At 69.5% G+C, this 22742-nt stretch carries 26 protein-coding genes; 14 read left to right on the forward strand and 12 right to left on the reverse strand.

Annotated features, from left to right (window positions below):
- Positions 1-20: 20 nt before the first annotated feature.
- Positions 21-818 (reverse strand): family 1 encapsulin nanocompartment shell protein, encoded by a 798-nt coding sequence (locus AC5Y7V_RS19880; protein ID WP_499881738.1) that lies wholly within the window; start codon positions 816-818, stop codon positions 21-23.
- A complete protein-coding gene (locus AC5Y7V_RS19885) occupies positions 815-1834 on the reverse strand; it encodes a Dyp-type peroxidase (protein ID WP_499881739.1) in 1020 nt (339 codons plus the stop codon). Before AC5Y7V_RS19885 ends, AC5Y7V_RS19880 begins: the two co-directional genes overlap by 4 nt.
- Before the next feature lie 51 nt (positions 1835-1885).
- Here AC5Y7V_RS19885 and AC5Y7V_RS19890 point away from each other — a divergent pair, with 51 nt between their 5' ends.
- Complete coding sequence (locus AC5Y7V_RS19890) at positions 1886-3142, forward strand: M18 family aminopeptidase (protein WP_499881740.1); 1257 nt, start codon at positions 1886-1888, stop codon at positions 3140-3142.
- Positions 3143-3156: 14 nt separating this feature from the next.
- The gene (locus AC5Y7V_RS19895) at positions 3157-3504 is read left to right on the forward strand and encodes a VOC family protein (RefSeq protein WP_499881741.1); all 348 of its coding nucleotides are present in this window, start codon (positions 3157-3159) and stop codon (positions 3502-3504) included.
- 14 nt (positions 3505-3518) lie between these two features.
- Here the strand turns inward: AC5Y7V_RS19895 and AC5Y7V_RS19900 are convergent, their stop codons facing one another.
- A complete protein-coding gene (locus tag AC5Y7V_RS19900; protein ID WP_499881742.1) occupies positions 3519-3908 on the reverse strand; it encodes a nuclear transport factor 2 family protein in 390 nt (129 codons plus the stop codon).
- A 125-nt stretch (positions 3909-4033) separates the two neighbouring features.
- Between AC5Y7V_RS19900 and AC5Y7V_RS19905 the strand changes: the two genes are divergently transcribed.
- The 6 genes from AC5Y7V_RS19905 to purM all read left to right on the forward strand — a co-directional run bounded on the left by AC5Y7V_RS19905 (position 4034) and on the right by purM (position 10960).
- Positions 4034-4822, forward strand: a complete 789-nt coding sequence (locus tag AC5Y7V_RS19905) for a helix-turn-helix domain-containing protein (RefSeq protein ID WP_499881743.1) — start codon at positions 4034-4036, stop codon at positions 4820-4822.
- A 17-nt stretch (positions 4823-4839) separates the two neighbouring features.
- Positions 4840-7125 carry a phosphoribosylformylglycinamidine synthase subunit PurL gene (gene purL, locus AC5Y7V_RS19910; RefSeq protein WP_499881744.1) on the forward strand — a complete coding sequence of 762 codons (2286 nt, stop codon included), beginning with the start codon at positions 4840-4842 and terminating at the stop codon, positions 7123-7125.
- The gene (locus AC5Y7V_RS19915) at positions 7113-7727 is read left to right on the forward strand and encodes an Rv0804 family intramembrane glutamic endopeptidase (protein WP_499881795.1); all 615 of its coding nucleotides are present in this window, start codon (positions 7113-7115) and stop codon (positions 7725-7727) included. Before purL ends, AC5Y7V_RS19915 begins: the two co-directional genes overlap by 13 nt.
- Before the next feature lie 3 nt (positions 7728-7730).
- Positions 7731-8120 (forward strand): sterol carrier family protein, encoded by a 390-nt coding sequence (locus AC5Y7V_RS19920; protein ID WP_499881745.1) that lies wholly within the window; start codon positions 7731-7733, stop codon positions 8118-8120.
- 138 nt (positions 8121-8258) lie between these two features.
- Positions 8259-9794: an amidophosphoribosyltransferase gene (gene purF / locus AC5Y7V_RS19925; protein ID WP_499881746.1), complete on the forward strand. Its 1536-nt coding sequence runs from the start codon at positions 8259-8261 to the stop codon at positions 9792-9794.
- 71 nt (positions 9795-9865) lie between these two features.
- Entirely contained in the window at positions 9866-10960 is a 1095-nt protein-coding gene (purM, locus tag AC5Y7V_RS19930) for a phosphoribosylformylglycinamidine cyclo-ligase (RefSeq protein WP_499881747.1), read from the forward strand.
- Between the two features lie 49 nt (positions 10961-11009).
- Here purM and AC5Y7V_RS19935 read toward each other — a convergent pair whose 3' ends face one another.
- Both AC5Y7V_RS19935 and ygfZ read right to left on the reverse strand, forming a co-directional pair.
- Positions 11010-11186, reverse strand: a complete 177-nt coding sequence (locus tag AC5Y7V_RS19935) for a DUF3073 domain-containing protein (protein ID WP_499881748.1) — start codon at positions 11184-11186, stop codon at positions 11010-11012.
- A 148-nt stretch (positions 11187-11334) separates the two neighbouring features.
- The gene (ygfZ, locus tag AC5Y7V_RS19940) at positions 11335-12417 is read right to left on the reverse strand and encodes a CAF17-like 4Fe-4S cluster assembly/insertion protein YgfZ (RefSeq protein ID WP_499881749.1); all 1083 of its coding nucleotides are present in this window, start codon (positions 12415-12417) and stop codon (positions 11335-11337) included.
- A 124-nt stretch (positions 12418-12541) separates the two neighbouring features.
- Here ygfZ and AC5Y7V_RS19945 point away from each other — a divergent pair, with 124 nt between their 5' ends.
- The gene (locus AC5Y7V_RS19945) at positions 12542-13408 is read left to right on the forward strand and encodes an aminodeoxychorismate lyase (RefSeq protein WP_499881796.1); all 867 of its coding nucleotides are present in this window, start codon (positions 12542-12544) and stop codon (positions 13406-13408) included.
- 250 nt (positions 13409-13658) lie between these two features.
- Here the strand turns inward: AC5Y7V_RS19945 and AC5Y7V_RS19950 are convergent, their stop codons facing one another.
- From AC5Y7V_RS19950 to lmeA, 7 genes are all read right to left on the reverse strand, one after another.
- Complete coding sequence (locus AC5Y7V_RS19950; protein ID WP_499881750.1) at positions 13659-14327, reverse strand: heme-binding beta-barrel domain-containing protein; 669 nt, start codon at positions 14325-14327, stop codon at positions 13659-13661.
- Between the two features lie 143 nt (positions 14328-14470).
- Complete coding sequence (locus AC5Y7V_RS19955) at positions 14471-14773, reverse strand: DUF1416 domain-containing protein (protein ID WP_499881751.1); 303 nt, start codon at positions 14771-14773, stop codon at positions 14471-14473.
- Between the two features lies 1 nt (position 14774).
- Positions 14775-15608: a sulfurtransferase gene (locus tag AC5Y7V_RS19960; RefSeq protein WP_499881752.1), complete on the reverse strand. Its 834-nt coding sequence runs from the start codon at positions 15606-15608 to the stop codon at positions 14775-14777.
- Positions 15609-15646: 38 nt separating this feature from the next.
- Positions 15647-16111: a DUF4395 domain-containing protein gene (locus AC5Y7V_RS19965; RefSeq protein WP_499881753.1), complete on the reverse strand. Its 465-nt coding sequence runs from the start codon at positions 16109-16111 to the stop codon at positions 15647-15649.
- A 107-nt stretch (positions 16112-16218) separates the two neighbouring features.
- A complete protein-coding gene (locus tag AC5Y7V_RS19970; protein WP_499881754.1) occupies positions 16219-16308 on the reverse strand; it encodes an Ms5788A family Cys-rich leader peptide in 90 nt (29 codons plus the stop codon).
- Positions 16309-16337: 29 nt separating this feature from the next.
- On the reverse strand, positions 16338-16754 hold the full coding sequence (locus AC5Y7V_RS19975) for a thioredoxin family protein (protein WP_499881755.1): 417 nt from the start codon (positions 16752-16754) through the stop codon (positions 16338-16340).
- A complete protein-coding gene (gene lmeA / locus AC5Y7V_RS19980; protein WP_499881797.1) occupies positions 16751-17563 on the reverse strand; it encodes a mannan chain length control protein LmeA in 813 nt (270 codons plus the stop codon). Before lmeA ends, AC5Y7V_RS19975 begins: the two co-directional genes overlap by 4 nt.
- A gap of 177 nt (positions 17564-17740) precedes the next feature.
- Between lmeA and AC5Y7V_RS19985 the strand changes: the two genes are divergently transcribed.
- From AC5Y7V_RS19985 to pstA, 5 genes are all read left to right on the forward strand, one after another.
- Positions 17741-18517 carry a winged helix-turn-helix transcriptional regulator gene (locus tag AC5Y7V_RS19985; RefSeq protein WP_499881756.1) on the forward strand — a complete coding sequence of 259 codons (777 nt, stop codon included), beginning with the start codon at positions 17741-17743 and terminating at the stop codon, positions 18515-18517.
- Positions 18514-19437, forward strand: a complete 924-nt coding sequence (mshD, locus tag AC5Y7V_RS19990; RefSeq protein WP_499881757.1) for a mycothiol synthase — start codon at positions 18514-18516, stop codon at positions 19435-19437. Before AC5Y7V_RS19985 ends, mshD begins: the two co-directional genes overlap by 4 nt.
- 159 nt (positions 19438-19596) lie before the next feature.
- Positions 19597-20721, forward strand: coding sequence for a phosphate ABC transporter substrate-binding protein PstS (gene pstS / locus AC5Y7V_RS19995; RefSeq protein ID WP_499881758.1), 1125 nt, complete (start codon positions 19597-19599; stop codon positions 20719-20721).
- Between the two features lie 59 nt (positions 20722-20780).
- On the forward strand, positions 20781-21821 hold the full coding sequence (gene pstC, locus AC5Y7V_RS20000) for a phosphate ABC transporter permease subunit PstC (protein ID WP_499881759.1): 1041 nt from the start codon (positions 20781-20783) through the stop codon (positions 21819-21821).
- Positions 21818-22732, forward strand: a complete 915-nt coding sequence (pstA, locus tag AC5Y7V_RS20005; protein ID WP_499881760.1) for a phosphate ABC transporter permease PstA — start codon at positions 21818-21820, stop codon at positions 22730-22732. The genes pstC and pstA overlap by 4 nt, the downstream gene beginning before the upstream one ends.
- The last annotated feature ends 10 nt before the right edge of the window (positions 22733-22742 follow it).

The following is a 22742-nucleotide window of genomic DNA, read 5'->3' on the forward strand; positions in this document are numbered from 1 at the left end:
GCGCGCAGAATCTTTGAGCGCTACGGGGCCAGGCAGACCGACGCTTCGGCGGTGTAGCACAGGAACGTCAGGGTCTCCTGCAGATACAGCCGCACGGTGTCGGCGTCGTGGCTGAGGTACCCGATCGCGACGTCGGTGCCCAGCTGCAGATCGAAGTCGCCGCCGCGGGTGGTCAGCACGAAGGCGCCGTCGATGGCGGGCGCCCAGATGATGTCACCGTCGACCAAGCGATTCAGGTGCTCGCGGATGGGATAGCCGTGCTCGGTCGTCTCACTGACCTTGGTGTAGACCTCGGCGGCCAGCAGCACTGAATACGGGCCGTCGACGCCGGCCAGCCGAAGCCCGGTCAACGCCTGCGAAATCGCGTCGGGCATGTCGCGGGGATCCTCGGGCAGCTTCAGCGGCGGGTTGGAGCTGCAACTGCGGATGCCCTCGATGGACCCGGCGGCGTAGCCCTCGAAGATGGCACGGTCCTCGACGAACGCGAGCTTCTTGGCCGCCTCTTTGACCGGGTCCCAGTCGGAGTCGTTCGCGCCGCGCTCGACGTTGTCGATCTCGTAGCGTGACAGGGTGAACGGAACACGCAGGCGGACAAGCGGTTTGCTGACCCGCAGGTGCGCCTCCACGCCGTCGGTGGGCGCGTCGACGTCCAGGAGCCGCCCGGTGCTGATCGCCGCGGTGACCGGTCCACCGGGCTCGCTCACGTCGACGACGCGCCGGCCCGCGATATGGCGCTTGAAAGTGCGGGTGGCCTCCAATTCAATCTCCGCCCAGGCGACTTCGGTGACGGGTGCCAGGTCGCGGTAGAGGTTGTTCATCGAGTGGTTCCTTTCAGGCTGCCAATCGCGAGTGAGCCGTCATCAGATGCCGGTGCGGCCGGTCGCGCTGTCATCAGCGGGGCCGGCAAAGGCGGTGGGTCGTCGAGGAAGTCGACGGTGGGGGAGAAGAACAGTCCGCCCGTGACCGCGGTGGAGAAGTCCAGGATGCGGTCGGTGTTGCCGGGCGGGTCGCCGAGGAACATGTTCTCCAGCATCTGTTCGGTGACGGTCGGCGTCCGCGAATACCCGATGAAGTACGTGCCGTACTCGGCCCTGCCCAACTCGCCGAAAGGCATGTTGTGCCGCACGATCTTCAACTCGGTACCGTCGTCGTCCGTGATGACGTTGAGGGAAATGTGGGCGTTGTCGGGCTTGTCGGAGTCGTCGAGTTCGATGTCCTCCAGCTTGGTTCGGCCGATCACCAGTTCCTGCTCGGTGACCGACAGCGAATTCCACGACGACATGTCGTGCACGTACTTCTGCACGTGCACGTAGCACGAGCCGGCAAAGTCGGGATCCTCGTCGCCGATGGCGGTGGAGCTGACCGCGATTGGGCCGTCGGGGTTTTCCGTGCCGTCCACGAAGCCGAGTAGGTCGCGGTTGTCGAAGTAGCGGAACCCGTGCACCTCGTCGACCACGGTGACCGCGCCGGCCATCGAGCGCAGGATGCGGTCGGCCAATTCGAAACAGACGTCCAGGCTCTCGGCCCGGATGTGGAACAACAGGTCCCCGGGTGTGGCCGGGGCGGTGTGCCGCGGGCCCTTCAGCGCGACGAACGGATGCAGTTCGGCGGGACGCGGCCCGGAAAACAGGCGGTCCCATGCGTCCGAGCCGATCGAGGCGATCGCCGACAATCGTTTCGGCGGCTCGCGGAATCCGATCGCGCGCACCAGCCCGGAGATTCCCGACAGCGCGTCGTGCACCGCCGCCTCCCCACCGTCGTCGATGGTGACCACGACGAAGATCGCAGCCGGTGTCAGCGGCTGCAGGATGGGTTGGGGTTGGACCGGAGGCACTCTGCCGACCCTATCGTGGCGACGGCGAGGCCGACAGCCATGATGGTCACCATGCCGGCCAGCGCCGCAGGCCTCTGCGAATTCATCGACGCATCACCGTCGCCGTTTCACGCCTGCGCGACGGTGGCAGCCCGGCTGTCCGACGCGGGCTATGCCGAAGTCGCCGAAACCGACCGTTGGCCGGACCGACCGGGGCGCTATTTCGTGGTGCGGGCCGGATCGCTGGTCGCCTGGAATTCGGACGGTCCCGACGGGCCGTTCCGGATCGTCGGCGCGCACACCGACAGCCCCAACCTGCGGGTCAAACAGCACCCGGACCGGTCGGTCGCCGGCTGGCGGGTGGTGGCGCTCGAGCCGTACGGGGGCGCATGGCTGAACTCCTGGCTGGACCGCGACCTCGGCATCAGCGGTCGGCTGTCGATCAGCCAGGGCGGCGGGGTCGGCGAGCGGCTCGTCCGCATCGACGATCCAATCCTGCGGGTGCCGCAGCTGGCGATCCACCTGGCCGAGGACCGCAAGTCGCTGACCCTGGACCCGCAGCGACACGTCAACGCGGTCTGGGGCGTTGGGGAACAACGGGATTCGTTCATCGACTATGTCGCCGAGCGCGCCGGGGTCGCGGCCGCCGATGTGCTGTCCGCCGACCTGATGACACACGACCTCACGCCGTCGGCGGTGATCGGCGCCGACGCCGGCCTGCTGAGCGCGCCCCGGCTGGATAACCAGGCCAGCTGCTACGCGGGCATGGAGGCGTTAGTGGCCGCCGAACCGGGGGACTTCCTGCCGGTGCTGGTCCTCTTCGACCACGAGGAGGTCGGATCGACCTCCGACCGGGGCGCACAGTCCAACCTGCTGAGCACCGTCCTCGAGCGGATCGTGCTCGCCGCCGGCGGCAACCGGGAGGACTTCCTGCGCCGGCTGCCCGCATCGCTGCTGGCCTCGGCCGACATGGCCCACGCCACCCACCCGAACTACCCCGAGCGGCACGAGCCCGGCCACCTGATCGAGGTCAACGCCGGGCCGGTGCTCAAGGTGCACCCGAATCTGCGGTACGCCACCGACGGCCGCACCGCGGCGGCCTTCGAGCTGGCCTGCCGGCAGGTCGGGGTCGGGTTGCAGCGTTACGAGCACCGCGCCGACCTGCCGTGCGGTTCGACGATCGGGCCGCTGGCCTCCGCACGGACCGGCATCCCGACCGTCGACGTCGGCGCCCCGCAGCTGGCGATGCATTCCGCGCGCGAGTTGATGGGCGCGCACGACGTGGCGGCCTATTCCGCCGCGCTGCAAGCGTTTCTGTCGCCCCGCTGACCTACGATCCGGCCATGACGCTAAACGTGGAAATGGTGACGTTCGACTGCGGCGATCCGGACGGGCTGGCCGGCTGGTGGGCCGAGCAGTTCGGCGGCAAGACACACGTCATCCTCGCCGACGAGTTCACCGCGGTGACCTTCCCCGAAGGGTTGCGGCTCGGGTTCCAGAAGGTGCCCGATCCGACCCCGGGGAAGAACCGGGTGCACCTCGACCTGGGTGCGGCCGACGTCGACGGCGAGGTGGCGCGACTGACGGCCGCCGGGGCGACCGAGGTCGGCCGGCACCAGTTCGGCGACACCTTCCGCTGGGTGGTGCTGACCGACCCCGAGGGCAACGTCTTCTGTGTCGTCAAGCAGTAGCTCGAGCCCGGCGCTCAGCCCACGAAAACCGGTTCGTAGCGGATGACGTTCTCCACCACGATCCCGTCACGGGTGCGCACCCGGTCGATCCCCCGGATCTGGAACGGCCCGTCCGGCCCGGTGCCACGACCCACGTAGTGCAAGAACACCAACTCCTCGCCGTCGGCCGCACCGGGAACGGTGGCGCTGTCGATGACCTCGAGCTTCAAATCCGGTGCGGCGTGCAGTAATTCGGCGATCTTCGCCGTGTAGGGCTCGATGCCCCGGACCGGCTCGGGGTCTCCCGGCCAGTAGCCGACGATGTCGTCGGCCAGGATGTCGAAACCGCGCGACATGGTGGGCGCGGCCCAATACGCGGCGAACACCTCGGCGCTGAACTTCGGGGCGGATTGGACGTCGGTCATCGTTCCTCCTTGACTCAGGCGCTCCGATCGAGCGCGTCGTCCCAAGACTGGGCGGGTGCGGTGCGGCGGCACAATTACCTCCGAGGTCATCGCGACGGGTACGTGTGCGTGGTTACCGTGGCTTCGTGAGCAACGCGACGGTCGGTGTCCTGCTGCGCGAATGGCGCACGCGTCGACGGGTCAGCCAGCTCGACCTGTCGCTGAGCGTGGGGGTGTCGGCGCGCCACCTGAGCTTCATCGAGACCGGGCGCTCCCGGCCCAGCCCCGAGATGGTGCTCGCCCTCGCCGAGGGCCTCGACGTTCCGCTGCGCGAACGCAACGCGCTGCTGCTGGCCGCCGGGTTCGCCCCGCGCTACCAGTCGCGCCGGCTCGAGGACGGCGCGCTGTCCCCGGCGCGCGACGCGGTGCAGCGTCTCCTGGACGCCCACGACCCCTACCCCGGCATCGTCATCGACCGCTGCTGGAACATCGTCGGGGCCAACGCCGCGGCGTCCGCCCTGACCGCGGGCCTGCCCGACGACCTGCTCGGGCCGCCGCCCAACGTCTACCGGTTGTCGCTGCACCCCGACGGGCTGGCCGCCCGGACACTCAATTTCCCCGACTGGGCGGGCTACCTGCTGCACCAGCTGCGGCGCACCATCGCGCTCACCGGCGACCCGGTGTTGCGGGCGCTCCACGAGGAGGTGCGCGAATACCCGGGAGTCGCGGCCGCCGCCCGGGCGTGGAGCTCGCCGCCGGACAACGCCGCGCTGCTGGTTCCGTTCGAACTCGATGCCGGTGGCGGGCAACGGGTGTCGATGTTCACGACGCTGACGACGTTCGGGACCCCGCTCGACGTCACCCTCGCCGAGCTCGCCGTCGAGCTGTTCTATCCCGCCGACCCCGAAAGCGCCCGCCTGCTCCGCGGCGACTAGCTCTCTAGACTGTTCCCGTGACAACCGCGCGCACCCAGGTCATCGACACCGTCGAACACGCCGCGACCACCCCCGACCAGCCGCAACCGTTTCACGAACTCGGCCTCAAGGACGACGAGTACCAGCGGATCCGCGAGATCCTGGGCCGCCGTCCCACCGACACCGAGCTGGCGATGTACTCGGTGATGTGGAGCGAGCACTGCTCGTACAAATCGTCGAAGGTGCACCTGCGCTACTTCGGTGAGACCACCACCGACGAGATGCGCGCTGGCATGCTGGCCGGCATCGGCGAGAACGCCGGGGTCGTCGACATCGGCGACGGCTGGGCCGTCACCTTCAAGGTGGAATCGCACAATCACCCGTCCTACGTCGAGCCCTACCAGGGCGCGGCCACCGGGGTGGGCGGCATCGTTCGCGACATCATGGCCATGGGCGCGCGGCCTGTTGCCGTGATGGATCAGCTTCGGTTCGGCGCCGCCGACGCGCCGGACACCCGCCGTGTCGTCGATGGTGTGGTCCGCGGCATCGGCGGCTACGGCAACTCGCTGGGGCTGCCCAACATCGGTGGCGAGACCGTGTTCGACGCGTGCTACGCCGGCAACCCGTTGGTCAACGCGATGTGCGTCGGCGTACTGCGCCAGGAGGACCTGCATTTGGCGTTCGCGTCGGGTGCGGGCAACAAGATCATCCTGTTCGGCGCGCGCACGGGGCTGGACGGCATCGGCGGGGTGTCGGTGCTGGCGTCGGACACGTTCGACGCGGAGAACTCGCGCAAGAAGCTGCCCTCGGTTCAGGTCGGCGACCCGTTCATGGAGAAGGTGCTCATCGAGTGCTGCCTGGAGCTGTACGCCGGCGGCCTGGTGATCGGCATCCAGGACCTCGGGGGAGCCGGATTAGCCTGCGCCACTTCCGAATTGGCGTCGGCCGGGGACGGCGGGATGGCGGTCCAACTCGATTCCGTACCGCTGCGGGCAAAGGAGATGACGCCGGCCGAAGTGCTCTGCAGCGAGTCCCAGGAGCGCATGTGCGCCGTAGTGGCGCCGGAGAACGTGGACGCCTTTATGGCGGTGTGCCGCAAGTGGGAGGTGCTGGCCATCGTGATCGGCGAGGTCACCGACGGCGACCGGTTGCGGATCACCTGGCGCGGGGAGACGGTCGTCGACGTGCCGCCGCGCACCGTGGCCCACGAGGGGCCGGTGTATCAGCGGCCCCTCGCGCGTCCCGAATCGCAGGACGCCCTGAACGCGGACCGTTCGACGGGCCTGCCTCGGCCGGCCACCGGCGACGAGCTGCGCGCGACTTTGCTTGCGCTGCTGGGCAGCCCGCACCTGTGCAGTCGCGCGTTCATCACCGAGCAGTACGACCGCTATGTGCGCGGCAACACCGTGCTGGCCGAGCATGCCGACGGCGGCGTGCTGCGCGTCGACGAGTCGACCGGCCGCGGCATCGCGGTGTCGACCGACGCGTCGGGCCGTTACACGCTGCTGGACCCCTACGCCGGTGCGCAACTCGCGCTGGCCGAGGCGTACCGCAACGTCGCCGTCACCGGCGCGACCCCGGTCGCGGTGACGAACTGCCTCAACTTCGGTTCCCCCGAAGACCCCGGGGTGATGTGGCAGTTCTCGCAGGCGGTGCGCGGGCTGGCCGATGGCTGTGCGGCCCTTGGGATTCCGGTGACGGGCGGCAACGTGAGCTTTTACAATCAGACCGGATCGGCGGCCATCCTGCCCACGCCGGTGGTGGGCGTGCTCGGCGTGATCGACGACGTGGCGCGGCGCATTCCCACCGGACTGGGCACCGAACCCGGGGAAACCCTGCTGCTGCTGGGCGATACCCGCGACGAGTTCGACGGTTCGGTGTGGGCGCAGGTGACCGCCGACCACCTGGGCGGGTTGCCTCCCAGGGTGGACCTGGCCCACGAAAAGCTCCTGGCCGAGGTGCTGGCGTCGGCGTCGCGCGACGGGCTGGTGTCCGCGGCGCACGACCTGTCCGAGGGCGGCCTCGCCCAGGCCATCGTGGAAGCGGCGCTGGCGGGTGAAACCGGTTGCCGCATTGTGCTTCCCGACGATGCCGACCCGTTCGTGATGTTGTTCTCCGAGTCGGCCGGCCGGGCGTTGGTGGCGGTCCCCCGCACCGAGGAGAGCCGATTCCGGTCGATGTGCGAGGCGCGCGGGCTGCCCGCGACCCGCGTCGGCGTCGTCGATCAGGCCTCCGACGCCGTCGAGGTCCAGGGCCTGTTCACCGTCTCGCTGGCGGAACTGCGCGAGACGTCCGAGGCGGTGCTGCCGCGATTCTTCGGGTAGCCCGGCTGCGCGCGCTGTCGCTGGCGGCGGCACTGGTCGGCTGGAGCTTCGTCAGCCCGCGGCTGCCGCCGCTGTGGCGGGTGACGCTGCAGGCGGGTGTGGGTGCGCTGCTGGTGCTGGTGACCCGCGCGCCGCTGGGCCTGGGCCCGCCGCGGTTGTGGGCGGGGATGCGGCTCGGCTCGGCGGCCGGGGCGGCCGTGGGGGGCGCGATTGCCGCGACGACCGCGGTGCCCTTGGTGCGGGCCTCGATGGCGGCCCGCGAGCCGCCGGTCTCCGTGCCGGCTTGGCTGCTGCTGAACATTCCCGTCGGCACCGTCTGGGCCGAGGAGGCCGCCTTTCGCGCCGCGCTGACCGCCGTGGGCTCCCGCGCCTTCGGTCGGCGCGGCGGAAGATTGTTGCAGGCCAGCGCTTTTGGGCTCTCGCATATCCCGGACGCGCGGGCGACGGGTGCGCCGGTGGCGGGCACCGTGCTGGTCACCGGGGTCGCGGGCTGGCTGTTCGGGTGGCTGGCCGACCGTTCCGGCAGCCTCGCCGCGCCGATGCTGACGCACCTGGCCATCAACGAGGCCGGTGCGATCGCCGCGGTGGCCGTGCAACGCTGAGGTATGCCCGCCCGTCAAAGCGCCGACGCGGCCCAGGCCCGGCAGGCGGTGCTGGCCGTCCTGGACTGGCTGCGCGACGATTCCCAGCCGGCGCCCGACCGCAACACGCTGGCGGCCGCGGTGCGGCTCACCGCGCGCACCCTGGCGGCGGTGGCGCCGGGCGCCAGCGTCGAGGTCCGGATCCCGCCGTTCGCCGCGGTCCAGTGCATCTCCGGGCCCCGGCACACCCGGGGCACGCCCCCGAACGTGGTGGAGACCGATCCGCGGACCTGGCTGCGGCTGGCCACCGGGCTTTCGCCGCTCGAGGACGCAAAAGCGGCCGGCGCGCTGCGGCTGTCCGGTTCCCGGGCGGGTGAAATTGGCCACTGGTTGCCCCTGTTCGGTGTCAGCTGAATACAACCCTGAACTGCAGGTTTAGAGTTATGAATCGGGATTTTCGATGCTCAACACGCCCGTCGGATTCGGCGCCGGGCCCGTGCTGCCCGTAGACTCCCGTACGTCACCAATCGTTCGCCAGGGAGCCGCCGAACTGTGACCGTCGCTGGAGTAGAAGCACCCGAGCAGGACTTGAACTCCCCCCGCGAAGAATGCGGCGTGTTCGGGGTCTGGGCCCCGGGCGAGGACGTCGCCAAACTCACCTATTACGGCCTGTACGCGCTGCAGCATCGCGGGCAGGAAGCCGCGGGCATCGCCGTCGCCGACGGATCCCAGGTGCTGGTCTTCAAGGACCTCGGCCTGGTCAGCCAGGTGTTCGACGAGCAGACGCTGGCCGCGATGCAAGGTCACGTCGCCATCGGGCACTGCCGCTACTCCACCACGGGCGACACCACGTGGGAAAACGCCCAGCCCGTGTTCCGCAACACCGCGGCCGGCACCGGGGTCGCGTTGGGGCACAACGGAAATCTGGTCAACACGGCGGAACTCGCGGCGCGCGCCCGTGACGAGGGGCTGATGGGCACCCGGTGCCCCGCCCCGGCGACGACGGACTCCGACATCCTGGGCGCGCTGCTCGCCCACGGTGCGGCCGACGCCACCCTGGAACGCGCGGCGCTGGAGCTGCTGCCGACCGTGCGCGGGGCGTTCTGCCTGACCTTCATGGACGAAAACACGTTGTATGCGTGCCGCGATCCCTATGGGGTGCGGCCGCTTTCGCTCGGACGGCTCGACCGCGGCTGGGTGGTGGCGTCCGAGACCGCCGCGCTGGACATCGTCGGCGCCTCGTTCGTCCGCGACATCGAGCCCGGCGAGCTGCTGGCCATCGACGCCGACGGCGTGCGCTCCACCAGGTTCGCCAATCCGGAGCCCAAGGGCTGCGTCTTCGAATACGTCTACCTCGCGCGGCCCGACAGCACGATCGCCGGCCGGTCGGTCCACGCCACCCGGGTCGACATCGGTCGCCGGCTGGCGCGGGAATGCCCGGTGGAGGCCGACCTGGTGATCGGCGTGCCGGAGTCGGGCACACCGGCTGCCGTCGGCTACGCCCAGGAGTCCGGCATCCCGTACGGGCAGGGCCTGATGAAGAACGCCTACGTCGGGCGCACGTTCATCCAGCCGTCGCAGACCATCCGCCAGCTCGGCATCCGGCTGAAGCTCAACCCCCTCAAAGAGGTGATCCGCGGCAAGCGGCTCATCGTCGTCGACGATTCGATCGTGCGCGGGAACACCCAGCGGGCGCTGTTGCGCATGCTGCGCGAGGCCGGCGCCCTCGAGGTGCATGTGCGCATCGCGTCACCGCCGGTGAAGTGGCCGTGCTTCTACGGCATCGACTTCCCGTCGCCCGCCGAGTTGATCGCCAACGCCGTCGCGGACAAAGAGGAGTCGCTCGAGGCGGTCCGCCAGGCCATCGGCGCCGACACGCTGGGCTACATCTCGCTGCGGGGCCTGGTGGCGGCCTCCGAGCAGCCGGCGTCGCGGCTGTGCACCGCCTGCTTCGACGGGAAATACCCGATCGAACTGCCCGAGGAATCCGCGCTGGGCAAGAACGTCATCGAGCACATGCTCGCCAACGCCGCGCGCGGATCCGGCCTCGACGATCTGGCACCCGATGAAGTGCCGATCGTCCGCTGACCGAAGCCGCTCCCGGTGCCCCAACGACGCGTGATACCGGCGCGAAGCGCCGCCCGGTAGCCTTTATCGCGATGACGGATCCTGGAAAAAGCCCCGGACGAGACCCGGGCGGTCAGGGCATCACCTACGCGTCCGCTGGGGTGGACATCGAAGCCGGTGAGCGCGCCGTCGCTCTGTTCAAGCCGCTGGCCACCAAGGCCACCCGACCCGAGGTGCGCGGCGGGCTGGGCGGCTTCGCCGGGCTGTTCGCGCTGCGCGGCGGCTACCGCGAGCCGGTCCTGGCGGCCTCCACCGACGGCGTCGGCACCAAGCTGGCGGTCGCCCAGGCGATGGACAAGCACGACACCGTCGGCCTCGACCTGGTCGCCATGGTGGTCGACGATCTCGTGGTGTGCGGCGCCGAGCCGCTGTTCCTGCAGGATTACATCGCGGTCGGCCGGACGGTCCCGGAACGGCTGAGCGCGATCGTCAGCGGCATCGCCGAGGGCTGTGTGCGCGCGGGGTGTGCGTTGCTGGGCGGTGAAACCGCCGAGCACCCCGGCCTGATGGAACCCGACCACTACGACATCTCGGCCACCGGCGTCGGTGTCGTCGAGGCCGACGACGTGCTGGGCTCCGACCGCGTCAAGCCCGGCGACGTGATCATCGCGATGGGCTCGTCCGGGCTGCATTCCAACGGGTATTCGCTGGCCCGCAGCGTCCTGCTCGAGATCGACCGGATGAACCTGGCCGGTTACGTCGAGGAGTTCGGCCGCACCCTGGGCGAAGAACTGCTGGAACCGACCCGCATCTACGCCAAAGACTGCCTGGCGCTGATGGCCGAAACCCATGTCCGGACGTTCTGCCACGTGACCGGCGGCGGGCTGGCCGGCAACCTGCAACGCGTCATCCCGCCGGGCCTGGTCGCGGAGGTCGACCGCGGCACCTGGACGCCCGCACCGGTGTTCGCCATGATCGCCCAGCGTGGCCGCGTCGCGCGCGAGGAGATGGAGAAAACCTTCAACATGGGCGTCGGCATGATCGCCGTCGTCGCCCCCGAAGACGAGGACCGCGCGCTGGCCATGTTGACCGCGCGGCACCTCAACTGCTGGGTGCTGGGCACCGTCGGCAAAGGCGGGAAAGACGGGCCGCGGGCCAAGCTGGTCGGTCAGCACCCGAGGTTCTGACACAAACTGTGCCGATGCTCAGCGCATCGGCACAGTGGCGGGGAGAGGTTCAGCGACGCCAGTCGTCGGCGTCGGCCCAAGATTCGTCTTGGCCGTCGTCGCTGGGTTCGTCGGCGGACGTGCCCGACAGCTCCTGCTGAAGCCGCTGGAAATCGGTCTGCGGGGAACTGTATTTGAGTTCTCGTGCAACCTTGGTCTGCTTTGCCTTAGCCCGGCCGCGGCCCATGGGGGAACCCCCTCGCGCAATAACGGAGCGGCCTAACAAGTAGGCGGCTCCGATCTACTTGGTGTCGTTATTGTCCTGCCGACAGTTTACCGTGCCTCACGGTCCGGTGTCGGTGACCCCTGTCCGCTGTGGCGGACCTCATCGACGATTATCCCGCACCGCCCCGCAACCGCTCAACGGCTCGCCGTCCCGCGCCGACGTGTTCGGTGGCGGGCAGTGAATCGGCGTCGATCGCCGCGGCGACGTCGCCCTGCGGGCCGGTCGCCAGCTCGGTGTCCGCGGGCACGCCGCGCTTGACGAGCGCCAGCGCCACCGGCCCCAGATCCACGTGCTCGACCACGGTTCCGAGGCGTCCGACCGCGCGACCACCGGCGAGCACCGCGTCTCCCGTGGCGGGCCGGTCCACCGATCCGTCCAGGTGCAACAACACCAGCATCCGCGGCGGTTTGCCTAGGTTGTGCACCCGCGCGACGGTCTCCTGCCCGCGATAGCAGCCCTTGTCCAGGTGCACGGCTGCACCGATCCACCCCACCTCGTGGGGGATCGTGCGTTCGTCGGTGTCGACGCCGAGTCGCGGGCGCAGCGCCGCCACCCGGTGCGCCTCGTACGCCCATACCCCGGCCGGGCGCACGCCGGCCCGCGCCAGGCGGTCCCGCCAGTCGGCGGCGTCGGCGCGCGGAACCAGCAGGTCCAGTTCGACCGGGCCGGCGGGGGCGCTGGGCATCCGACGCGCAAACCCGCCGCCGGCGACCGGAACCGCGGTCAGCTCGCCCGGCAGAGCGTCGGTGCCCAGCGCGTCGAGCACCGCCCCGTCGGCCAGCCGCGGGCCCCGCAGCGACAACACGGCCAGGTCCGCGCCGCTCGGGGTGACCTCGGACCAGAACACCATCTTGCGCAGGTATTGCAGCAGCGGCTCACCCCGCCACGGCTCGGTGTCCAGGTAGGTCGTGCCACCCAGCTCCGTCTGAATCCAGTGGTCCTCGACGCGGCCCTGACCGTCGAGGCTGAGGTTTTGCGTGCTCGCGCCGTCGGGCAGTTCGGCGACGTGCTGGGTGGAGATGCTGTGCAGCCAGGTCTGCCGGTCTTTACCGGTCAGGGTGAGGACGGCGCGGTGCGAGCGGTCGACGAACACCGCATCGGTCTCGGCGGCCCGCTGCTCGCCCAGCGGATCGCCGTAATGCCAGACCGCGCCGGCGTCGGGTCCGGGATCGGGTGCGGGGACGGGATTCACGCAATCAACTCTACGTACGGGGCGCTGGCCGAGTGTGCGGCCAGCCGCACGCTCGGGTGCGACCGTGCGGCTGGCCGCACGCTCGCGGCTAGGCTTACCCTCCATGGCCGACGACCAGACGGGTGTGATCGTCACGCTGGACGGCGAGGCGCATCCGCCGGGGACGCCGCTGTTGCACGCCGACGACCTGGCGGCCGTTCGCGGCGACGGCGTCTTCGAGACCCTGCTGGTGCGCGACGGCCGTGCCTGCCTGGTCGGCTCCCATCTGCAGCGCCTGACGCAGTCCGCCAAGATGATGGACCTGCCCGAGCCGGACCTCGCCGCCTGGCGGAATGCCATCGAGGGGGCCGCGCGGCGATGGGCCGCCGGCACCTCCGACGAAGGCGCCATGCGCTTGATCTACACCCGCGGCCGCGAGAGCGGTTCCGCCCCGACCGCCTACGTGATGGTCAACCCCGTCCCGGAACGGGTGACCGCGGTTCGCCGCGACGGGCTCTCCGCGATGACGCTCGATCGCGGCCTGCCGGCCCGGGGTGCCGACGCGATGCCGTGGCTGCTGGCCGGCGCCAAGACGCTCTCGTACGCGGTCAACATGGCCGCGCTGCGGCACGCCGCCCGGCAGGGCGCCGGCGACGTCATCTTCGTCAGCTCCGACGGCTACATCCTGGAAGGCCCACGCTCGACGGTGGTGATCGCCGCCGAACCGGGCGCAGACGGGAATCCGTGCCTGCTGACACCGCCGCCCTGGTATCCCATCCTGCGGGGCACCACGCAACAGGCGCTCTTCGAGGTGGCCCGGGCCAAGGGCTACGACTGCGACTACCGCGCGCTGCGGGCCGCGGACCTGCTTGCGGCCCAAGGGATCTGGCTGATATCGAGCATGACCCTGGCGGCTCGGGTGCACACGCTCGACGGACGCCGGCTGCTCCGATCCCCGATCGCCACCGAATTCGCCGAACTGGTCGACGCGGCCATCGTCAGTGATCGCTGAGCGCTGAATTCGGTTGTCGGCTGGTGAAATACCCGGTACGGTCGGCCGTACACAGGGAAGGAGGTGGTCCGCGAAATTGATAGCTTCATGGACATGTGAGGTGGCTACGCGCTAGCTGCATTGGCTCGGAAGAGTCGGCGATCAACGCGCGCTGGCGAATTCCCCGTAGCCACCCGGCCCCCGAGCTTCCGGTCAGTCCAACCAGGAGCTTTGCTCGGGGGCCGCTCCATGTCCGGACCCCGGCATGGAACTACCCGGCGAACCGCGACAGCCGCGCCGAAAGATGGGGAACCAGGCCGCCGTCGGCGTCCACCCGCTCCTCGACGTAGGCCAGGTCGCCGCCTTCGACGATGCCGTAGAGCCGCTTCGCCCCGCCGACCAGCAGGCCCGACCGGCTGCGGGCCAGCGCGTCGGTCACCAGCTCCCACGACGACTGCGTGCGGGGCCGCCCGTAGAACAACTCGATGTACCCGGCCGAATGGGCCAACAGCAACTCGATCGCCTGCGACTCGGTGGGGTCGTCGTCGGGATCGCTGACGAAGCGCCAGAAGCCCGTCTCGCGCAGGCCGGGTTCGGAGTACCCGCCCTTGTCGTCGAGCCGCCAGGACCGCGCTTCCCAATTCAGATAGTCGCCGCCGTCGTGGGAGACCACGATCTGCTGGCCGAACCGGTAATCGCCGTCGGGTCCGCGGCCCTCGCCCTCGCCGCGCCACACCCCGACCAGCGGCAGCAGCGCCAGCAGCGCGTCGTTGAGGTTCGCCCCTTCGCGCAGATTCGCGGTGTCGGCGGGCACCGGCAGATCGTCAAAGCCGGGGATGTTGCGGGCCGCGGTCACCTTGGCGCGCTCGGCGGCGGCAGCGACCGCGCGGTCGCCCGAGCCGCCGGAAACGACTGGGCCGTCAGGATCCTCGGACGTCACGACTCGTCAGTGATGAGCCGGTAGAGGGTGTACAGCGCGAACCATGAGATGACCACGACCGCGACGACCAGCATGATCTCGAAGAAGAGCACCACGGGAACGAGTCTATTCGTCCCGGGAGTCCCCGGGGACCGGCCGGTCCGTCAGGCGATCTTGACGTCGACCTCGTGCACGCCGGCACCGGACGGGGCCACCACGGCGTCGCCGTTGCCGACGGGGGACAGCGCGCGCAGGGTCCAGGACCCCGGTGCGGCGAAGAACCGGAAGTCACCGGTGGCCGACGCGACCACCTCGGCGGTGAACTCGTCCGACGAGTCCAGCAGGCGGACGAACGCGCCACCCACCGCCTGCCCGTCGCCGTCCACGACCCGTCCGGTGATGACCGTTTCCTTCTCCAGATCGACGCTGGCGGGCAACGTCAGTCCTTGCTTGGGTCCAGAGCACATATCAGCTTCCCAACTCGATCGGGGCACCCACCAGGGAGCCGTATTCCGTCCAACTGCCGTCGTAGTTCTTGACATTCCGATGGCCGAGTAATTCCTGCAGCACGAACCAGGTGTGCGACGAGCGCTCCCCGATTCGGCAGTACGCGATGGTTTCCTTGGTGCCGTCCAGGCCGGCGTCGGCGTACAGCTTGGCCAGCTCCTCGTCGGACTTGAAGGTGCCGTCCTCGTTGGCGGCCTTGCTCCACGGGACGTTGATCGCGCCCGGGACGTGGCCCGGCCGCTGGCTCTGTTCTTGGGGCAGGTGCGCCGGGGCGAGGATCTTGCCTGAGAACTCGTCGGGGGAGCGCACGTCGACGAGGTTCTTGACGTTGATGGCCGCGATGACCTCGTCGCGGAAGGCCCGGATGCTGTTGTCCGGCGCGGCCGCGGTGTACGAGGTGGCCGGCCTGTTGACCTTGTCGGTGGACAGCGGGCGCCTGTCCAGCTCCCACTTCTTGCGGCCGCCGTCGAGCAGCTTGACCTTCTCGTGGCCGTACAGCTTGAAGTACCAGTAGGCGTAGGCGGCGAACCAGTTGTTGTTGCCGCCGTAGAGGATCACGGTGTCGTCGTTGGCGATGCCGCGGTCGGACAGCAGCTTGGAGAATTGCTGCGCGTCGACGAAGTCACGCTTGACCGGGTCCTGCAAATCGGTGCGCCAGTCCAGCCTGATCGCGCCGGGGATGTGACCGGTGTCGTACGCGCTGGTGTCCTCGTCAACTTCCACGAAGACGACGTTCTCGGCGTCGAGATTGCTCTGGGCCCAGTCCGCGGAGACCAGGACGTCGGAGCGTGCCATGGATGGATTCCTTTCGATTGCTGCTGATGAACAGGAGGCTAGGAGGTAGACGGTCGCAAGCGCGCGACCAGCGGGTAGAGCTGGCAGCCCAGGCAGATGCCGAATGCCGCGTTCAGGAAGGCCGCGACCAGCGCGAATGCGGTGGCGACGACTCCGACCAGGAAGGCGCCGGCGGCGAATCCCGCCGCGCCGACGACCGCGAAGATCAAGCCGACGAGTTGGGCGAACTTCAGCGGCGCGACCGGCTCGCGCTCCGTGACCGGCCCCAGCCGGGGCGCCACGGCGGTGGCGAAGATGCGTCCGTAGGGATGCCGGCGCGGGCCGCCGACGGCGCCGATCGCGAAGACCACGGCCTGCGCCCCGAGAATGATGGCGGCCACCGGCGGGCTGGCGGCCGAAACGACGAGCGCGGCGACCAGCACCGCGGTCGTGACCCAGGCGGCGAACCTGGGGCCGCGGACGTCGACGCGGTCCGGCGCGACGGCGGTGTTGCTGCTCGGCACGGTGTCACTCCTAGAAATCTTGTTGCGCGGAAAGGGTGGGGCACGCCTTGGAAAGCCCGGTTGGGGGGCTCCGAAGCTGCTCCGAGTGTGCGCGGCGGCGCCGCTACTCAGCAGCTACAGCAACAACAACAACCCGCGATGCGGCACAGTTCGACTGCGCGGCGCTTGGTGAGCATGGGCTCGCGGCGGGCTGACACGTCGGCAAGCTTACCCAATGACGCCGTCGTCAAGCCAACAGCGGCTGCAACACCGAGCGCAGGTCGGCGGCCTTCGGCACGCCGGACACCCGGTACCGCTGTCGCCCGTCGACGTCGAAGATCAGCGTGGTGGGCAGGGAGAGCACCGAAAACCGCCGGGCCGTCGCGGGATCGGCGTCCATGTCGATCTCGACGTGGGCGACATCGTCCATGTCCTCGCAGAGCTGGTGCACCACCCGGCGGACCCGATCACAGGGTCCGCACCACGGGGCGCTGAAGTGCACGATGGTCGGCCCGCTTCGAGACAGGCCCAGGTCCGCGGTGTCGGGGTCGGCGCCCCGATCGGCGGCGATCTCGCGGATGTGTCCCGAGCGGCGGGTAAGCAGCCATCCGGCAAGGGTGGCCACCAAAACGGCACCTACGATCGCGCAGACCACGGTTGTCATGACTGCTTAAACCCGTCCAGGGCGACCGTTACTCCCTGGGTGACGCCCTCAATGATGATGTCGGACCCGCGGGCCCCCTCTGAGGTCGGCGCCACGCCGAACGGAAGCCGCTGGTTGGGCAGCCGGGCGCTGAAGGCGCGCAGCACCGCGTCCCGCTTGGCGTCCGGAACGGGTTGGTTGGCGGTGTCGGGGCCGGTGAGGACGCCGGTCGGGGTGAACACCAGCGTCGCCGGATCGTCGGGGGCGATGGACAGGTCGACCGAGACGCTGACCCGGTGGTCGAAGTCGGCCGATTTGGGCGTGCCGCTGAACACAAGGCCGTGGCTGTCGGAGATGCCCGAGGCGGTGACGCCGCCGGTGGCGGTGTTGGTGACCGCCGGGGGCGCCTCGACCATCAAATCGGTGATGCCCATATACCGGCCCAGGTGAATCGAATCGACGATGATGCGGCTCTCCAGCCGGCCCACCGGCAGTTTCGCCTCGGGCCTGATCAGCCAGGACGCTTGCGTCAGGTCGACCGAATACATGGTGGCCTCGAGGGTGGCGGTGCCGACCATCGTGTGATCGACCGCGTTGGCCTTGATCTCCACCTGGCTGTAGCGGTGCCGCATCGCCTGCGGAATGAAGGGGAAAGCCACGATCGCGACGAACGGGTCGGACCCCAGCTTCGCCACCTTTCGCACGCTGGTCGATAGCCGGTATTCGGCATAGATGCTGGTTCCGTAGTCGACGCCGACGGCGCCGATGACCACCACGGCCACGGCAACCCCCGCCGCCGCGACGCCGATCAGCACCTTGCGCATCCGCACATTGTCGCGTAATCGCAGCGCCGCTGTGTCATGCACCGTCTGGTGGCGGGGCTCACACTGGCCGCATACGCCGCTCCGAAATGGCTGGTGGCAAGTTATCGTTAATGACTTGGCAACTAACGCGTCGCGGCGTTAACAAAATTGGGAGACGCCTTCCCCCCGAGCTGGAGGGGCTAGTTGGAGCTATTACTGCTGACCTCGGAGCTGCATCCCGACCCGGTGCTGCCGTCGTTGTCGTTGCTTCCCCACACGATTCGGACGGCCCCGCCAGAACCCTCCTCGTTGCTAGAGGCCGGAACCGCGGACGCCGTGCTCGTCGACGCGCGCACCGACCTGTCGTCCGCGCGCGGCCTGTGCCGGCTGCTGAGCACGGCGGGCCGGTCGGTCCCCGTGCTGGCGGTGGTGAGCGAAGGCGGCCTGGTCGCCGTCAGCGCCGACTGGGGTCTCGATGAGATCCTGCTGCCCAGCACCGGGCCCGCCGAGATCGACGCGAGGCTGCGGCTAGTGGTCGGTCGCCGCGGCGGGCTGACGGACCAGGAGAGTGCCGGCAAGGTCAGCCTCGGCGAACTGGTGATCGACGAGGGCACCTACACCGCGCGGCTGCGGGGCCGACCGCTCGATCTCACCTACAAAGAGTTCGAGCTGCTGAAGTACCTGGCCCAGCACGCCGGCCGGGTGTTCACCCGCGCGCAACTGCTGCACGAAGTGTGGGGTTACGACTTCTTCGGCGGCACCCGCACGGTCGACGTGCACGTGCGGCGGCTTCGGGCCAAGCTCGGCCCGGAGTACGAGGCGTTGATCGGCACGGTGCGCAACGTGGGTTACAAGGCCGTTCGCCCGGCGCGCGGTCGCGCGCCGCTCGCCGAGCACGGTGATGTCGATGCCGTCGAGGACGCCGAGGCCGACTCCGAGGACCTGCCAAGCCCGCTGGGCGACCCGCTGCGCAGTCAGTGAGCCCGCCGCGGTGGCGCTCCACTCTGACGGCCGATGAGCAGCAGGGGGTGCGCGAACTCGTCTCGGCGGCAACGGAGTTCGATGGGGTAGCCCCGGTGGGCGAGCAGGTGCTGCGCGAACTCGGGCACGACCGCACCGAGCACCTGCTGGTCACCGGCGGCGAACCGGGCTCGGTCACCGGCTATCTCAACCTCAGCCCGCCCCGCGATGGCGGCGCCGGGATGGCCGAACTGGTGGTGCACCCGCAGGCCCGCCGGCGCGGGATCGGCGCCGCGCTGGCACGCGCGGCGGTGGCCAAGACCGGCGGGCACAACCGATTCTGGGCGCACGGCACCCTCGAGGGGGCCCGGTCGACCGCGTCCGCGCTCGGCCTCGTCGCCGTGCGCGAGCTGGTGCAGATGCGACGATCGCTGCGCGACGCCGGCGACCCGGTGCCGCCGGTCCCCGGGGTGCAGATCCGCACCTACCAAGGCACGTCCGACGACGCCGAGCTGCTGCGGGTGAACAATGCGGCGTTCGCCTACCACCCCGAACAGGGCGGGTGGACCGAGGCCGACCTGGCGGAGCGGCGCAGTGAACCCTGGTTCGACCCGGCCGGCTTGTTCCTGGCCTTCGGCGCCCCCGACAGCGATGCGGCGGGCAGGCTGCTGGGCTTCCACTGGACCAAGGTGCACCCCGACCGACCGGGTCTGGGCGAGGTCTACGTCGTCGGGGTCGACCCCGCGGCGCAGGGCCGGCGCCTGGGGCAGACGTTGACGGCCATCGGGATTCAGTACCTGGCGCGGCGGCTGTCCGGCTCGGCCGAACCGACCGTGATGCTCTACGTGGAGTCCGACAATGTCGCCGCGGTGCGGACCTACGAGCGCCTGGGGTTCACCACGTACAGCGTCGACACCGCGTACGCGCCGGCGCCCGGCTGACGCTCAGCCGTGTGGACGCGAAGTGTTCACATTGCATTCATCTCGACCGACTTCTGTGGGTCCTATCGGCGCATATTTTCGCGGTGACTTGGCAACCTCCTTTGGGGAGCGGCCAGCGGCGCCCGCACGCGTGCCGAAATGCGTCAGAAAGCGAGATCGGTGAGGCTCGACAGGCAGGGCAGGGCGCTGACGGTCGTCGCGCTGGCGCTGGCCCTCTGCGGTGGAACCCTGACCGCCTGCGGCAGCGACGACAACCGCCGCGGCGCGTCGCCGGCCGCGATCTCGGGACTCACCGGCACGGCGGGCTGCGGCGGCAAGAACGGGTTGACGGCGGAGGGTTCGACCGCCCAACAGAACGCGATGTCGCTGTTCAACCAGGTGTGGGGGCAGTACTGCCCGGGCAAGGGCGTGTCGTACAACCCGACCGGGTCGGGCGCCGGCCGCGAGCAGTTCATCGCGGGCCACGTCGACTTCGCGGGGGCGGACTCGCCGCTCGTGGCCGACCAGATCGGCCCGGCCGCCAAACGCTGTGACGGAAACCCGGCCTGGGATCTGCCGCTGGTTTTCGGCCCGGTCGCGCTGGTCTACAACCTGCCCGGGGTCCCGAAGCTGGTCCTCAGCAGCGACGCCCTGGCCAAGGTTTTCAGCGGCAGGATCACCGTCTGGAACGACCCGATACTCGCGGCGCTCAACCCCGGCGTGGCGTTGCCCGCCGCAAAGATCGTGCCGATCTACCGAGCGGACTCGTCGGGAACGACCGACAACGTCCAGAAATACCTGACGGCCGCCGCGCCGCAGAGCTGGACCCGGGGCGTGGGCACGGAGTTCCAGGGCGGCGTCGGTGAAGGGGCCGCAAAGTCGGCCGGCGTGATCCAGGCCGTGCGGGCCACACCGGGTGCCATCGGGTACGTCGAGAAGGGATTCGCCGACCAGGCCCGTTTGCCATATGCCTTGATCGACACCGGCAACGGCGTGGTTCCGCTCACCGCCGACACCGCCAACCACGCCATCCAGGCGGCCAGCTTCGTCGCCGACGGGAACGATCTGGTGCTCGACCTGAACCCGGTGTACGCGGCCCAGACGGAGGGCTCGTATCCGCTGGTCCTGGCCACCTACGAGATCGTGTGCTCGAAGGGCTACGACGCGGACACCTCCGCGGCGATCAAGTCGTTCCTCGGCGTGGCCGCGACCGAGGGGCAGGCGGGCCTTGCGTCCGCCGGTTATGTTCCGCTGACCGATAAGGTCAAGGGGCGATTGGTTACCGCGATCAATGCTATGCAGTGACCGGTGGGCGCGAGGAGCGACAGCAGAACTGTGACGGGATCACAGTGACAGAGTCTTTAGTGCCGAACCCATCCAACGCGGGTTCGGGTGCGGTCGTCGCTGCGCCCTTTCCGGAAACGCCGGTGGTGCCGATCAGTCCCTGGGGATGTGCCCAGCCGCGGATGGGCGACCGGATATTCCGTTGGCTCGCCAGGGGTTCGGGCGTTCTCGTCGTTGTCCTGATCGCGGCCATCGGCGGGTTCTTGTTGTTGCGCGCGCTCCCGGCCCTGAGGCGCAACCACGAGAACTTCTTCAGCTACGGGGGTACCTGGGTCACCACCGACACGTCGGCCATGCACTTCGGAATCCCCGAGCTGCTGCAGGTGACCGTGTTCGTCTCGGTGTTCGCCTTGGTCCTGGCCATGCCGATCGCCCTGGGCGTCGCCCTGTTCATCACGCAGTACGCCCCGCGGCGGGTCGCCGGGCCGCTGGCCTACGCGGTCGACCTGCTCGCCGCGGTGCCCTCGATCGTCTACGGCGTGTGGGGCCTGTACGTGCTGGCGCCGCAGCTGCGGCCGGTCGCCAGCTGGCTGAATCACAGTCTCGGCTGGTGTTTCCTGTTCGCCACCGGCAACGCGTCGGTGGCGGGCGGCGGCACCATCTTCACGGGCGGGATCGTGTTGGCGGTCATGATTTTGCCGATCATCACCGCCGTCACCCGGGAAGTGTTCGTCCAGACGCCGCACGAGGAGATCGAGGCGGCGCTGGCGCTCGGCGCCACGCGCTGGGAAGTGGTCAAGACGACCGTGCTGCCGTTCGGGCGATCCGGTTACGTCAGTGGCGCGATGCTGGGCCTGGGCCGCGCCTTGGGCGAGACGGTCGCGCTGCTGATCATCTTGCGGGGCACCCAGGCCGCGTTCGGGTGGTCGCTGTTCGACGGCGGCTCGACCTTCGCGACCAAGATCGCGGGCGCGGCAGCGGAATTCGATGACCGGTTCAAGGCCGGCGCCTACATCGCGGCGGGGCTGGTCCTGTTCCTGCTCACCTTCCTCGTCGACACCCTGGCCCGCGGGGCCACCAGCAGCCGGGTCGGCGCCGGCAACCGCAGGGGCGGCCGATGACCTCGATGCTCGACCGCCCGCTCAAGGCGCGGGCCCTGTCCGACCTCGGCCGTCGCCGCCGCGTCGCGAACAACACCGCGACCGCGTTGGTGACCATCTCGATGGTGATCGCCGTCGTCCCGTTGCTGTTGGTGCTGTACTCGGTAATCGCCAAGGGGCTCAAGGCGATAGCCTCCACCACGTGGTGGACGCACTCCCAAGCCGGTATGACGGCCTTCGTGCCCGGCGGCGGCGCCTACCACGCGATCGTCGGAACCCTGCTGCAGGGAGTGGTATGCGCCCTCATCTCGGTGCCGATCGGCATCATGGTGGCGATCTATCTGGTCGAATACGGCGGCGGCCTACCACTGGGCCGGCTGGCCACGTTCATGGTCGACATCTTGTCCGGCGTGCCCTCGATCGTGGCGGCGTTGTTCATCTACGCGCTGTGGGTGGCGACGCTGGGCCTGCCGCGGTCCCAGTTCGCGGTGTCGCTGGCGTTGGTCTTGTTGATGCTGCCGGTGATCGTGCGGGCCACCGAGGAGATGCTGCGGATCGTTCCGGTGGACCTGCGCGAGGCCAGCTACGCGCTGGGCATCCCGAAGTGGAAAACCATTGCACGCGTCGTGATTCCCACCGGGATGTCCGGCATTATCACCGGGATCATGCTGGCGGTGGCCAGGGTGCTGGGTGAGACGGCGCCCCTGCTCATCCTCGTCGGATATTCGCAGTCGATAAACTTCGACATCGCGCACGGGTTCATGGGATCGCTGCCCGGCATGATGTACGACCAGACGTCGGCCGGGGCGGGTGTGAACCCGGTGCCCACGGATCGGTTGTGGGGTGCGGCGCTAACCCTCATTCTGGTCATCGCGGTCATCAATGTCGGGGCCAGGGTGATCGCGAAATTCTATGCCCCCAGGAAGTCGTAGGCAGGAGCAC

Source organism: Mycobacterium sp. NGS34, from assembly GCF_059812845.1.